Annotated in this window: 11 protein-coding genes; 6 read left to right on the forward strand and 5 right to left on the reverse strand. The window is 29.0% G+C overall.

Annotated elements, in window-relative coordinates; all coding sequences use genetic code 11:
• Nucleotides 1-136: 136 nt before the first annotated feature.
• The gene (locus NT01CX_RS04100) at nucleotides 137-1,468 is read right to left on the reverse strand and encodes a [FeFe] hydrogenase, group A (protein WP_011721785.1); all 1,332 of its coding nucleotides are present in this window, start codon (nucleotides 1,466-1,468) and stop codon (nucleotides 137-139) included.
• 269 nt (nucleotides 1,469-1,737) lie between these two features.
• Here NT01CX_RS04100 and NT01CX_RS04105 point away from each other — a divergent pair, with 269 nt between their 5' ends.
• The 5 genes from NT01CX_RS04105 to NT01CX_RS04125 all read left to right on the forward strand — a co-directional run bounded on the left by NT01CX_RS04105 (nucleotide 1,738) and on the right by NT01CX_RS04125 (nucleotide 7,319).
• The gene (locus NT01CX_RS04105; protein ID WP_072060522.1) at nucleotides 1,738-2,247 is read left to right on the forward strand and encodes a DUF4912 domain-containing protein; all 510 of its coding nucleotides are present in this window, start codon (nucleotides 1,738-1,740) and stop codon (nucleotides 2,245-2,247) included.
• A gap of 116 nt (nucleotides 2,248-2,363) precedes the next feature.
• Entirely contained in the window at nucleotides 2,364-3,944 is a 1,581-nt protein-coding gene (locus NT01CX_RS04110; protein ID WP_011721787.1) for a glycoside hydrolase family 57 protein, read from the forward strand.
• Between the two features lie 126 nt (nucleotides 3,945-4,070).
• Entirely contained in the window at nucleotides 4,071-5,324 is a 1,254-nt protein-coding gene (locus NT01CX_RS04115; protein WP_011721788.1) for a M16 family metallopeptidase, read from the forward strand.
• Nucleotides 5,324-6,142, forward strand: coding sequence for a recombination regulator RecX (gene recX, locus NT01CX_RS04120; protein WP_011721789.1), 819 nt, complete (start codon nucleotides 5,324-5,326; stop codon nucleotides 6,140-6,142). Before NT01CX_RS04115 ends, recX begins: the two co-directional genes overlap by 1 nt.
• Entirely contained in the window at nucleotides 6,135-7,319 is a 1,185-nt protein-coding gene (locus tag NT01CX_RS04125) for a transglutaminase-like domain-containing protein (RefSeq protein WP_011721790.1), read from the forward strand. The genes recX and NT01CX_RS04125 overlap by 8 nt, the downstream gene beginning before the upstream one ends.
• A gap of 26 nt (nucleotides 7,320-7,345) precedes the next feature.
• Here the strand turns inward: NT01CX_RS04125 and NT01CX_RS04130 are convergent, their stop codons facing one another.
• The 3 genes from NT01CX_RS04130 to NT01CX_RS04140 form a co-directional block, all read right to left on the reverse strand.
• The gene (locus NT01CX_RS04130; protein ID WP_011721791.1) at nucleotides 7,346-7,705 is read right to left on the reverse strand and encodes a tetratricopeptide repeat protein; all 360 of its coding nucleotides are present in this window, start codon (nucleotides 7,703-7,705) and stop codon (nucleotides 7,346-7,348) included.
• A gap of 106 nt (nucleotides 7,706-7,811) precedes the next feature.
• A complete protein-coding gene (locus tag NT01CX_RS04135; protein ID WP_011721792.1) occupies nucleotides 7,812-8,621 on the reverse strand; it encodes an ABC transporter permease in 810 nt (269 codons plus the stop codon).
• Complete coding sequence (locus tag NT01CX_RS04140; protein ID WP_011721793.1) at nucleotides 8,614-9,378, reverse strand: ABC transporter ATP-binding protein; 765 nt, start codon at nucleotides 9,376-9,378, stop codon at nucleotides 8,614-8,616. Before NT01CX_RS04140 ends, NT01CX_RS04135 begins: the two co-directional genes overlap by 8 nt.
• 287 nt (nucleotides 9,379-9,665) lie before the next feature.
• Between NT01CX_RS04140 and NT01CX_RS04145 the strand changes: the two genes are divergently transcribed.
• Nucleotides 9,666-13,955 carry a 2-hydroxyacyl-CoA dehydratase gene (locus NT01CX_RS04145; protein WP_011721794.1) on the forward strand — a complete coding sequence of 1,430 codons (4,290 nt, stop codon included), beginning with the start codon at nucleotides 9,666-9,668 and terminating at the stop codon, nucleotides 13,953-13,955.
• A 65-nt stretch (nucleotides 13,956-14,020) separates the two neighbouring features.
• On the opposite strand, the gene NT01CX_RS04150 is transcribed toward NT01CX_RS04145, so the two are convergent.
• A complete protein-coding gene (locus NT01CX_RS04150) occupies nucleotides 14,021-14,803 on the reverse strand; it encodes an ABC transporter substrate-binding protein (RefSeq protein ID WP_043878487.1) in 783 nt (260 codons plus the stop codon).

The raw sequence follows: 14,803 nt of genomic DNA on the forward strand, positions 1-14,803 counted from the left end.
CTCCTTTTCATTTGTATATAACTATTAAATTATATCACATATATATGAATAAATGTTAAAATATACGAAAATATGGATATATTATTAAAATGGTAAGTTTGGTACATTCATATGATACAAATGAAAAAGAAATAACCTATTTTACATATTCAGTATGAAGATATTTATGTGCTTTTTCTCCATAAGGTTCTCCTAAAAATTCCTCATATATTTTTAAAACATAAGGATTTTCATGTGATTTTCTTAAAGTTTTATGTCTATCCTCTGAGTAAAGAGCTTCCGAACGTTTTTGTATTATATTGCAATGGTTTTTTATAAATGGTTGCATTCCGGAACCAATACATCCACCTTGACATGCCATTATTTCAATTAGATGATAATTTTTTTCACCGTTTCTAATGGAATTTAAAAGCTCACGAGCAGTTGCAAGACCATTTGCTATAGCTATTTTTATTTTTTCTCCGTTAATTTCTACTTCCGCCTCTTTAAGTCCATTAAGACCACGAACACCTTTAAACTCTAAAGCTGGAATGGTTTCATTTGTAATCAGTTCATATGCTGTACGAATTGCAGCTTCTGCCACTCCACCAGAAGTTCCAAAAATTGTTCCAGCACCTGATGATTCTCCAAGAGGTTTATCAAAGTCATCATCTTCTAAAGAATTAAAATCTATATTGTTTTCTTTTATAAGTTCTGCAAGCTCTTGTGTGCTAATAACAATATCTACATCTCGAGTTCCATCAGTTGTCATTTCAGGTCTTGCAGCTTCATATTTTTTAGCAAGACAAGGCATTATAGAAACCACTATAATATCTTTAGGTTCTATATTCATTTTTTGTGCAAAATAAGTTTTGGCTATAGTTCCAAACATTTGTTGAGGTGATTTACAACTTGAAGGTATATCAGCAAGATCTCTGAAATCGTGTTCAAAGAAGTTTATCCATCCAGGACAACAACTTGTAAGTATAGGAAGCTTACCTCCATGTTTAAGTCTGTGAGCAAATTCAGTTGCTTCTTCCATTATGGTTAAATCCGCAGCAAAATCTGTATCAAAAACTTTATCAAAGCCAATAGCACGAAGAGCAGCTACCATTTTTCCAGTTACTAAAGTACCAGGTTCCAATCCAAAATATTCTCCAAGAGTTGCACGAATGGCAGGAGCAACTTGAGTAATAACCAATTTATCCTTTTGATTAAGAGCTTTTTTAGCTTCTGATATAAAGTTTATTTTAGGAAGTGCACCCATTGGACATGCTGATATACATTGACCGCATTTAACGCACTTAGTTGTATCGATAACATGTCTTTCTTTAACTTTACCGGATATACAGGAAACAGGACATACTCTAGCGCATTTTGTACATCCTACACATTTTTCTGTTATTTGAAAGTAAAAAATATCATTTAAATCAGTATTTGATTCGGTACAAGAAGTATTTGTTTTATTTTTATTAGATGAATCTATCATAATAAGATCCTCCTTTGGCATAAATTAAAATGATTGTTATAAATATAACGATATCATATTTTATAATTTATTCAATGGTTATGTAGAAAAATCCTTTTAAAAAATAAGAATATTCTACAAATAAGTGTATGAATTCGTTTTCAAAATTAAAAAATTCACAATCTATTACATGAAAAATTATTTATACAAAATGTATTTTCTGAATAATAAGTGACATAAATTCCATTATAAGGTATAATTGTAATGAGTAATTAAGCGAGGTGATTAACTTGTTACATTATGAAAAATCTTCCATAGTACTTATGGTTCAAAGTTCTCATAAAGTATTTTGTTATTATACAATTTCTCCTATGACAATTAAAGATTTTCAAGATATTTATGGAGAGGATTCATGGAAAAATTCTAAACCTGTTTTAAAAGTTTATGAGGTGGATGAAGGAAAATCAAAAGAAGTTGAAATGATTTATTTAGATGTATTTGCTGATAATTGGTATATAAATTTAACTAAAGCTAATGTACACGTATTTGTAAAGCTAGGAAGGTTACTTCCAAATAATAAATTTGTATCTATTGCAATGTCAAATACAGTTGTAACACCAAGAGATTCAGAGTCTTACAATAGAGATATTTGTTATATAGATGTTTCTAAGGATTATGATGACAATACTAGTGAAGTGATACCAGTTTCTGATGATGAATATGAATATAAAACTAGACATAATGAACCAAAACCATATCCATTTAATAGTTCAAAAAAAAATACAAATATAATCCATTAATATACAATTCAGAAAAAAATTCCTATGATTCGGACTTAGATAAGTATTTCCAAAAAGTTTTAAGTGAATATATGATAGGATCATCAAGATAAATTATTTTTAAGGGAGATGATAATTTGAAAAAAGGATATGTATCATTAATATTGCATAGCCATATGCCTTTTGTAAGACATCCAGAGCAAGAGGATTCTCTAGAGGAAAGATGGCTCTTTGAGGCTATGAGTGAATGTTATATACCATTAATAAATGTATATGATAATTTAATTAAAGATAATATAAAGTTTAAAATTACAATGTCTATAACACCTCCTCTTATGTCCATGCTAGAAGATGAATATTTAAATGAGAGGTATTTAAATTATTTAGAGCAATCAATAGACCTTTCAGAAAATGAAATTATAAGAACTAAGGATAATGAAGAACTTAATAAGTTAGCATACTTTTATAATGATAGATTTAAAAAGATACTTGATATATACAATAAATATGATAGAAGACTTATGAACGCCTTTAGAAAATTTGATAGGTTAGGAGTCTTAGAAATATTAACTTGTTCGGCTACACATGCACTTTTACCATTGCTTACAATAAATCCGGAAACCATAGAAGCACAAATAGCAACTGCTGTTCAATCATATACAGAGTGTGTAGGACATAAACCTAGGGGGATATGGTTACCTGAATGTGCGTATACTTACGATTTAGATAAAATACTTAAAAAATATGGTATAAAATATTTTATATCTGAAAGTAAAGCCATATTAAATGCATCTCCTAAACCTAAATATGGAACATACACTCCTATTTCAACTCATAATGGTATATGTGTATTCGGAAGAGATATGGAGTCTTCAAGACAAGTATGGAGTAGTTTCATGGGATACCCTGGAGATTTTAATTATAGAGAATTCTATAGAGATATTGGATATGAAGCTCCTATGGAATATATAGCACCTTACATTAATAGAGGTGGAATTAGAATTGATACAGGAATAAAATATTATAAAATAACTGGAAAGACAGACAATAAACAATATTATAATAGAGAAATGGCAATGAAAAAGGTAAGAGATCATGCGGGACACTTTGCTGATGGAAGAAACGCTCAACTAGAATACGCAAAAGAACACATGGATGTTTCTCCTTTAATAGTTTGTCCTTATGACACTGAGTTATATGGACATTGGTGGTTTGAAGGTCCAGATTTTATAAATGAGTTTATAAGAATGTCAGCAGAAGATTGGACTAAATATGAATTAACAACTCCTTATCATTATATAAAGGAAAATCCTATTGTACAATGTTCAAGTCCATGTCCTTCTACTTGGGGAGAAAATAGTGATTATTCTGTTTGGTTAAATCCTTCTAATCACTGGATATATAGAAAACTTCATAGAAGTGAACAAGCTATGATAAGACTTGCAAATACTTATAAAGAACCCGATGAAATAACAAAGAGAGCATTAAATCAAGCTGCAAGGGAGCTTATGCTCGCAGAATCATCAGATTGGCCATTTATTATAAAAAATAATACTACTGTTGAATATGCAGTAAGAAGGGTAAACTCACATATAAGTAGATTTAATAAAATCTATGAAGATATAAGTAGAAATTCAATAGATACTAAATGGTTAAGTAATATAGAAAGTTTAGATAACATATTTCCAAATATAGATTATAGAATTTATAGTTCATAACATTAAGATTAAAGCATTAGAATCAAGTTTTTTTGATTTTAATGCCTTTTTTCTTAATATAACTTTTTATTTTAGTAAAGTTAACTTATAATAGTTTTTATAAATTAAATTTTAAAAGGAGAATATATGGATAAAAGCATTTTTGACTTAAATAAATATACTTTAGAAAACGGTATTAATTTAATAACAATAAAAAAAGATACTCAACTAGCATCTATTAACTTAGGGGTAAAAATAGGTTCTATATATGAAAAAAAAGAAAATAGAGGAATTGCCCACTTTGTTGAACATATGCTATTTAAAGGTACTAAAAATAGAAATAATGAAAAATTAAATGAGGAATTAGAGGCAAGGGCAGGAGAGTATAATGCATATACTGATTATACATCTACTGTGTATAGTATAACTGCTTTAAGAGAAGAATTTATAAAATCCTTAGAACTAATTTCAGACATGGTTAAAAACTCTAACTTTCCACAGGAAGAATTAGAAAAGGAAAGAGGGGTTATATTAGCAGAGATTAGGACTAGCAAAGATGATATAGAGGATTATAGTTATAGAAAGACAATGGAATGTGCATTTAAAGAAAGTCCTATAAGAATAAATACAATAGGTACAGATGAAAGTGTAAAATCATTTAATAGGGAGAATTTACTTAAGTTTTATAAATCTTATTATGTACCTAACAATGTATATATAACCGTAGTATCATCAATGGAACATGATTATGTGTTTCAATTAGTAAAAGAATGCTTTTCAAATTGGGATTCAAAAAAAGTTATAATGGAAGATATAATTTGCGAAAAAAATATTCCCCTTAAAAAGTATTCCTATAAGAAAGATATAGAGCAAAGCACCATAATATATTTATATACATTTCATAATTTAAGTAAAAAAGAGGAATTAGCACTTAGAATATTAAATTATAAATTAGGAGAAAGTGCAAATTCATTATTATTTAGAAAATTAAGAGAAGAAAAGGGACTTGCATATGATGTGTATTCAGAATTAGATGCAACTAAAAATGTTAAAATACTAAATATTTATACTGCGGTAAATGAAGAGGATGTAGATGAAAGTATAAATGTTATAGAAAATACAATAAATGATATAATTAATAAGAAGATAATTTTAGATGATACAAGTATAGCACTTATGAAAAAGGTTTTAAAAACAGCTGTAGTTCAGACATTAGAAGATTCAACTGAACTTGGAAACTATATTCTTCATCAAGTAATGGACAATGAAGATATATATGAATTCGTAGATGATATGAATAATATGAAAACTATAAAGGGGGAGGACATATATAAGGTTGCAGAAAAAGTTTTAAAAAATCCTACAATACACATATTACTTAGCGAAAAGAGTGATACGTAATGGAAAAGACAATAACTAAAATAGAAGTTGGCAAGAGAAATAAAGACAGAGTAAATGTGTTTTTAAATGAAGAATTTGCTTTTGCCTGTAGTGCAGATTTAGTGTATTATTATAAATTATCTAAAGGAAAAAAGGTAAATGATGAATTTTTAAATGAGATAGTTTCAGAGGATAACTATTTAAAGGGAAAAAATTATGCTCTTAAGTTATTAGAGAGAAGTTATAAAACAGAAAAAGAAATTACAGATAAACTAGAAGCTAAGGAATATGAACCTAAAGCCATAGAGAGAATAATGAATTTTCTAAAGGAATATAACTTCATAGATGATGATAGATACTGTAAACTATTCATAAATGAGAAAATATCATCCTATGGTAGAAATAAGATAAAGTATTTGTTATCTAAAAAAGGAATAAGTGATGATATAATTGAATATAGAATAAACGATATAGATGAAGCTTTTGAAAAAGAGGTAGCCTATAGACTAGCTGAAAAAAAATATAAACTACTGATTTCTTCAGAAACAAATTATCAAAAGATTTATAAAAAAACAGGAGATTATCTTTTAAGCAGAGGGTTTAGTTATAATATTTTAAATAGTATATTAAACCGTATAATAAAACCAGAAGATATAAAACAGGAAGACAAAGCAAAGGGTGATTTGAAGGAGTTGGCAGAAAAGAGATATAGAATAATAAAAAAATCTGAAAGTGATTCTATGAAAATTTATAAAAAACTCTCAGCATATCTTATGAGGAGAGGATATTTATGGGAAGACATTAAAAATACATTAAAGGAACTAGTGGAAAATGAATAATGTGATGAATTTTTTTGGGGAAAACCCCATTGATATGATGTTGCTAATCATATTTATCTATCCTATTTTAAAAGGATTTTTATTTAAATTTTCGTCTAAAAACTTAAAAAGTGATATAGAAGAAAGCTCAAGTTACTTATCATTTATAGTAGGATCAATATTAGGTACTTATGTTGCAAAGAGTATTTTTATTGAACATAAGAAAGGGATATACAATACTATATATAATTGTATTCCGAAAAATATTATATATTTAATAGAAGGAAAACCTATCATTATATATATAGTATGTATGCCTATTATTATTTTTATAATATATAAAATAGTAGATATTTTAATGCTATGTATCAATAAAGTAACTTTTTATCCACTTTTAGATGGTGTTGAAAGATTACTTAGGGAAAAAAGCAACATTACAAAAAGAGTTATTGGAGCATTATTTCAACTGCCAAAGGCAATATGTTTTATTCTTTTAGGTACATTTTTCTTAAATATTTTTGGAATACTTGGAGTCAATGAAAGTTACAATGCTAAGCTAGAAAAATCAGAATTGTATGCTTTTGTATCTAAAAAATTTATAAATCCTATTACAAATTCAAACCTTGCTCGTGAACTACCAAATATACTTAACAATTCTTTTAAGATTGTAGTTAAAAATGATGCAACTGGTGGAGTTAGTGAAAATAATAATAGAGGAAAAACCATAGTATATTATAATGGCATAACTCTTACTGAAGGAATAAAATCAAACAGTGAAATAGATGCTTTTTCAAGAAATTTAACTAAAAATATTAGAGACCCTAAAGCAAAGGCAAAATGTATCTACAATTGGATTGGAAAAAATATAGATTATGATTATGAAAAGGCTGATAAAATTTTAGACAATAATTTTACTATAAAATCAGGAGCCATAAATACTTATTATACAAGAAAAGGTATTTGTTTTGACTATTCATGTCTTTACTCTGCAATGGCAAAGGCAAATGGATTAAAGGTTAGAATAGTAACAGGTGAGGGATTTAATGGTTCTAATTGGATAAGTCATGCTTGGAATCAAGTGTATATAGAAAAAGAAAAAAGATGGATAAATGTTGATACAACATTTTATAAAGGCGGAAACTACTTTGATAGTTCTGTGTTCAATTTAGATCACAAGAACGGTAAAGTAGCTGGATAAAAAAGAGCTGATTACTTAAAAAGTAATTAGCTCTTTTTGTTTTTATAGTTATTTAATATTATATTAATGGCCTTTTCACAATCTGTATCATCGTTATTTAAAGCCCATGCAGTGTTAAAGTTTATTAAAGCTTTTTTACTGTCTTTTAGCATAGAGTAACAATATCCTAGATTAAAATAATATTTACTATCTTGCTTTTGTTCTATGGCAGATCGTAAAAGAGGAATTGCTCTTTTATAATCGCATAGTTTAATAAAACATACTGCGGTATTATATAAAGAAGCAGTAGTATTCTCTTTGAACTTTATTGCTTTTTTATATATGTCTATAGCTTTTTTATATTCTTTTTTATTGTAAAGTTCATTAGCATTTTCAAAGTAACTCATAATATCCTCCTTAAAGTTTGGATAACATTAATCAAATGTGTTAATTGATGATTATATTTAATTAATATCCTTTTCAAGGAAGTTTTATTCATATGTTTTAAAATATTTAATTTTTATGAAATTGATTTTTAGTTATACGTTTTTCAAATATAGCTACAAGCTCGTACATAAGGAATGCAAGTATTGAAAGTATTAAAATACTCATCATAACCATATCTAGTTGAGAAATTTGTCCTCCAAAGATTATTAAGAATCCCAGACCGTTTTTTGCAACTAAGAATTCTCCCATAATAACTCCAACCCATGATAGACCAACATTTATTTTTAAAGATGCTATTATAGTAGGTATTGTAGCTGGAATTACAAGGTATCTTAAAATCTGACATTTACTTGCACCAAAGGTTTTAAGAAGCTTAATTTTGTCCTCGTCAATCTCTTTAAAACCGCTTAAAATATTAAGTATTGTGACAACTATGGAAATTAAAACAGTTATTAAAACAATGGCAGATGTTCCGTTACCAACCCAAAATATAATAATAGGGGCTAGGGCAACTTTTGGTAGAGCGTTTAAAACTACAAGGTATGGATCTAAAACTTTACATGCAAAGTCTGACCACCATAGAAGTATTGCAATAATAGTACCAATTATTGTACTTAAAAGAAATCCGAGTATTGTTTCGAAGCAAGTTATATAAATATGCTTAAATAAAGTGCCTTCACTATATATTTTAACAAGGCTTTTCCACATTCTTGAAGGAGTACTTGTTAAAAATGGATCAACAAGACCGGTGTCTCCAGCAACTTCCCAAAATACAAAAAACAGAACTAGAATTAAAAGTCTTGTAGTTATAACCTTATTTTTATTTTTCTTTACTGTTTTTAAATATTTTTCATGTTCTAAGCTGTAGTTATTCATTTGAATCAATCTCCTTCCAAATATCATTAAAATAAACTCTGAATTCAGGAGCTTCTCTGCATTTAATAGGAGAATTGTATTTTGTAGATAAATCTATAGGTATTTCACGTTTTATCATAGCAGGACGTTTTGAAAATATAACAACCTTAGTTGACATGGAAATTGCCTCAGATATATCGTGAGTTACCATTATTGCTGTTTTATTTTCGTTTTTTATTATTTTAAATATATCATCACTTGCTTTTAACCTGCTTTGATAGTCAAGAGCAGAAAAAGGTTCGTCCAGCAATAGTATATCTGGATCTACTGCAAGAGTTCTAATTAAAGCAACTCTTTGTCTCATTCCTCCAGATAATTGACTTGGAAAGTGATTTCTAAAGTCCCAAAGATTATAGTTTAAAAGAAGTTTTTTTACTTTGTTTTTATTTTCATCAGTTAGCTTGTCTTGAATTTTTAATCCAAGAAAGACATTATCAAGTACTGAAAGCCAGTCAAATAAGTGATCCTTTTGTAGCATGTACCCTATTTTTAAAGAAGACTCAGAAGCATGTTTATTATCTATTAAAACCTCACCTTTTGATGGAGGTAAAAGTCCGGCTATTATGTTAAGTATGGTGGATTTTCCACAACCTGATGGACCAACAATACTTATAAAGTCCCCGTGATGGATAGAAAAAGTAATATCTTTTAATGCTTCAGTTTCACCTTTTACTGTGTGGTAATTTAGATAAATATGGGACATTTTTAATTCTTTCATGTAATATCAACTCCTAAGACTTTATAATTCAGTATATGTTACATGAATAAAAAAGGACAATCATAAATATCAATAGATAATATAATAGACAGTTTATAATAGATAGTGGGAATTTATATGCGAATAAATAGGTGAAAATGTGATAAAGGATAAAAAGCAAGTGTTGAAAAAAATTAATATTAATTCTATAATAGATTGAAAATCTATTGATGTTAAAAAAAATACTGCTATCTAATAATTATGGTTATTTTTACAGACAAAATATTGGAAAGAGTAGGATGGAAAATATGAAAAAAAGATTGTATTTTGGATTAGATGTAGGATCGACGACTGTTAAATTGGTAGTTTTGGATATAAACAGTAATCTAATTTATGGAAAGTATAAGAGACATTTTTCCGATATAAAAAACACTATTGTTAATCTTATGGAAGAAGCATACTTAGAATTTAAGGATTGTAATATAAGTATTATGATAACGGGTTCGGGAGGTCTTGCAGTATCCAAGTGGTTAAATGTGGCATTTATTCAAGAGGTTATTGCATCAACAAAAACAGTGGAAGAGTTTATTCCAGAAGCTGATGTTGCAATAGAGCTTGGCGGAGAAGATGCGAAAATAACATATTTTAAAGATGGTATAGAACAAAGAATGAATGGTACATGTGCTGGAGGAACTGGGGCATTTATTGACCAGATGGCTGTACTTTTAAAAACAGATGCTAAAGGATTAAATGAACTTGCAAAGAACTATAAAGTTATTTATCCAATTGCATCTCGTTGTGGAGTTTTTGCAAAAACTGATATTCAACCGCTTCTAAATGAAGGGGCAGCAAAGGAAGATTTAGCGGTTTCAATTTTACAAGCTGTTGTAAATCAAACTATAAGTGGACTTGCTTGTGGAAAACCTATAAAAGGAAATGTAGCTTTTCTTGGAGGACCATTATACTTTTTATCAGAGCTTAGAAAAAGATTTATAGAAACTTTAAAACTTGAAGATAGTCAGGTTATTTTCCCGGAGAATTCTCAACTATTTGTTGCAATGGGAGCTGCACTAGGCGCTAGAGAAGAGGAAGCCATAACATTTAAATCTCTTTATGAAAAATTGCCTAAATTAAAAGAGAATGTTGATGGTGAAGTTAACAGACTAGCTCCTTTATTTTGTACAAAAGAAGATTTTGAGAACTTTAAAAATAGACATAAAAAGTATAAAGTTAAAAGAAAAGAGTTAAAAGACTATGAAGGAAAATGCTTTTTAGGAATAGATGCAGGTTCTACTACTACAAAAGTAACTTTAATTGGAGAAGATGGGTCTTTACTTTACTCTTATTATGGTAGTAATGAAGGTAAACCTCTTAAAATTGCTTCTAAAATTTTAAAAGATATATACAAGAAATTGCCAAGCAATTGTACAATAGCCAATTGTGGGGTAACGGGATATGGTGAAGGGCTACTTAAAAATGCTTTAAAGATGGATATAGGAGAAATTGAAACTATAGCCCACTATAAAGCTGCCGATTTCTTTTTACCTGGAGTAGACTTCATATTGGATATTGGTGGACAAGATATGAAGTGTATGATGATCAAAAATGGTGTTATTGATAGAATAATGCTAAATGAAGCTTGTTCATCTGGGTGTGGATCATTCATTGAAACTTTTGCAAAGTCTTTAGATATGGGTGTTAAAGAATTTGCAGAGGCTGCAATTGGAGCAAAAGAACCTGTAGATTTAGGTTCAAGATGTACTGTGTTTATGAATTCCAAAGTTAAACAAGCTCAAAAAGAAGGAGCAACAGTAGCTGATATATCAGCAGGACTTTCTTATTCAGTAATAAAAAATGCACTATATAAGGTTATAAAGCTTAGAAACCCAGAAGAAATGGGAGAAAAAATTATTGTTCAAGGTGGAACTTTCTACAATGATGCCATTTTAAGAAGTTTTGAAAATGTATCTGGAAGAGAAGTTGTAAGACCTGATATAGCTGGGCTTATGGGTGCTTTTGGAGTAGCTTTAATAGCTAGAGAAAGATATAGAAAGGGACATGAAACCACATTAATTTCTTTAGAAGAACTAGATAAACTTCAAGTAGAGTCATCACTAAAACGGTGTGGAGGATGCGGAAATAATTGTCTTTTAACTATTAATAAATTTTCAGGTAACAGAGTTTTTGTATCTGGAAATAGATGTGAAAAAGGTTTAGGTAATGGAAAAGCTAAGGCTCATATACCTAATCTTTATGATTATAAATATAAAAGACTATTTAATTACGTTCCGCTAGAATCCAGTGAAGCTAAAAGGGGAACTGTAGGTATTCCGAGAGTTCTTAATATGTATGAAAACTATCCATTTTGGTTTACATTTTTTAATGAACTTGGATTTACAGTTGAAATTTCAGGAAGATCATCAAAAGAATTATATCAACTTGGAATGGAAACTATACCATCAGAGTCAGTTTGTTACCCGGGAAAACTTGTTCATGGTCATATAATGGACTTAATAAATAAAAATGTTGATATGATATTTTATCCTTGTATTCCATTTGATAAAAAGGAACAAGAAGATGCGGACAATAATTATAGCTGTCCAATAGTTACTTCTTATCCTGAAGTTATCAAAAACAACATGGATATTATAAGAGAAAAAAATATTAAGTTTATGAATCCATTTATTGCAATGAATGATAAAAACAAACTAGGTAAAAGACTTTATGATGTTTTAAAGGAATTTGAAATTTCAAAACAAGAAATTTTAAATGCTACGGAAAAGGCATGGAATGAAAGAGAAAGCTTTAAAAATGATATACAAAATAAAGGAGAAGAAGCACTTGCATACATGAACTTAACTGGTAAAAAAGGAATAGTTCTTGCAGGAAGACCATATCATGTAGATCCTGAAATACAACATGGTATTGCAAGTTTAATTACTGAATATGATATGGTAGTGTTTACTGAAGATTCTTTAGCTCATCTTGGAAAAGTAAAAAGACCTCTAAGGGTACTTGACCAATGGGTATATCATTCTAGGTTATACGCTGCTGCAAGTTATGTAGCTACTAGAGATGACTTAGAACTTGTTCAATTAAATTCCTTTGGCTGTGGTCTTGATGCTGTAACATCAGATCAAGTTGAAGAAATATTAAGAGGAAATAATAAAATTTATACTTTAATAAAAATTGATGAAGTTAGTAATTTAGGTGCTATAAGAATAAGAATGCGTTCTCTTAAAGCTGCTATGAATGAACGTGAAAAAATGGGAATAAAACATGAGGACAACTATAAGCCTGTTAAAAAAATACCATTTACAAAGGAAATGAAAGAAAAGCATACTATATTAGCGCCACAAATGTCACCAATACACTTTGAACTTGTACAAGAAGCATTTTCATCTTCAGGATATAATTTAGAGATACTTCCGTCAGTTGATAAAGGGGCAGTTGAAACTGGACTTAAGTATGTAAATAATGATGCTTGTTATCCTTCGATTATTGTAATAGGACAACTTATAGAAGCACTTCAATCGGGAAAATATGATCCTAATAATACTTCCCTTATAATTTCACAAACAGGGGGAGGATGTAGAGCAAGTAACTACATAGGATTTTTAAGAAAAGCACTAGAAGAAGCAGGATTTTCTAATGTACCAGTTATATCTTTAAATTATGTAGGACTTGAGGATAATCCAGGATTTGAAGTATCACGTTCTATGGTGAAAAAAGGTATAATGGCTCTTGTATTAGGTGATTTATTTATGAAGGTTTTATATAGAGTTAGACCTTATGAAAAAATTAAAGGATCAGCTAACTTACTATATGAAAAATGGAATGAAAAGTGTAAAGAAGCTTTAAGATGTGGAAACTTTAAATTAGTAAAACAATATATATATGAAATAGTTAGAGACTTTGATAATTTAGAATTATTAGATGTAAAAAAACCAAGAGTTGGTGTAGTTGGAGAGATATTAGTTAAATATCACCCTACAGCTAATAATGATATTGTAGGTATGCTTGAAAGCGAAGGAGCAGAAGCGGTAGTTCCAGATCTTACTGATTTCTTCCTTTACTGTGCATATGATGAAACATTTAAACACAAGTATTTAAATGGCAATTTTAAATCTAAATTATTAAGTGATATAGGAATATTTTATATAGAACATTGCAGAAAAGATATTAAAAAGGCATTAGAAAAAAGTGAAAGATTTGCACCACCTGTATCAATACAGGAACTTGCAAAGGGTGCAGAACCTATACTATCTATTGGAAATCAGACAGGAGAAGGATGGTTCTTAACTGCTGAAATGGTGGAACTTATAAACTCTGGAGTTAAAAATATAGCTTGTCTTCAACCATTTGCATGTCTCCCTAACCATGTAACTGGAAAAGGAGTTATTAAGGAATTAAAGAGAAGATATAAGGACACGAATATTGTTGCAATAGATTATGACCCTGGTGCAAGTGAAGTAAATCAAATTAACAGAATTAAGTTAATGATGGCAGTAGCACACAAAAATTTAGAAAATAATAATTATGATTTAGCACATGATATTATTTTTAAAACTGCACAAGAAATAGCAAGTGATAAATAGACTTAACCTAGTTTGTGGTATAAACTAATAAATCCCCCTATGATTAAAGGTCATAGGGGGTATTTTTATTTCATAGCATTTTCAGCATATTTAGTATTTACTATTGTTTCAAATTTAGGACGTTCTTTTATTAAATCAGATTTATATCCTTGAATTACATCCATAAGTCTATTTAAATCTTCAGATTTTATTAATGGATTTTGAGAAAATGCATTTATCTTTTTATAGTTTTTAACAACGTTTGTTAATATATTTATGTCACTTCCAGGGAAGAATGAGGCTATAGCTTTTGCAATATCTTCATCACCATGATTAGAAACCCATACTTGACCTTTATATATAGCATTTGTGAATTTTTGAATTACTTTAGGGTTTTTATTCATATAAGATTGAGTTGCAAAGTAACAAGTGTAAGGAAGAGAACCAATATTTGCACCTATAGAATCTACTATATATCCGCCATTTGAATTTTCAAGAACACTTGCATTAGGTTCAAACAATGATACATAATCTCCAGTACCAGCCTTAAAAGCACTAGATGTTGCAGTAAAGTCTAAATTAGTTATTAAGTTAACATCTTTATTAGGAGTAAGACCATGTTTTTTAATAACATATTCAAGGCTCATTTCAGGCACTCCACCAGGTCTTCCACCTATAATAGTTTTTCCCTTTAAACTTTTCCAATCAAAGTCTTTTGTCTTTTCTCTTCCAACTAAGAAAGCACCGTCTGTTGCAGTTAATTGAGCAAATAAAATAGGTAAATCTTCACGTTTTTGATTGTAAATATAGATTATTTGCTCAGGTCCACAAAATCCGATATCAGAACTTCCAGATAAAACTTGTTGCAT

The sequence above is a fragment of the Clostridium novyi NT genome (assembly GCF_000014125.1).
Lineage (GTDB): Bacteria > Bacillota > Clostridia > Clostridiales > Clostridiaceae > Clostridium_H > Clostridium_H novyi.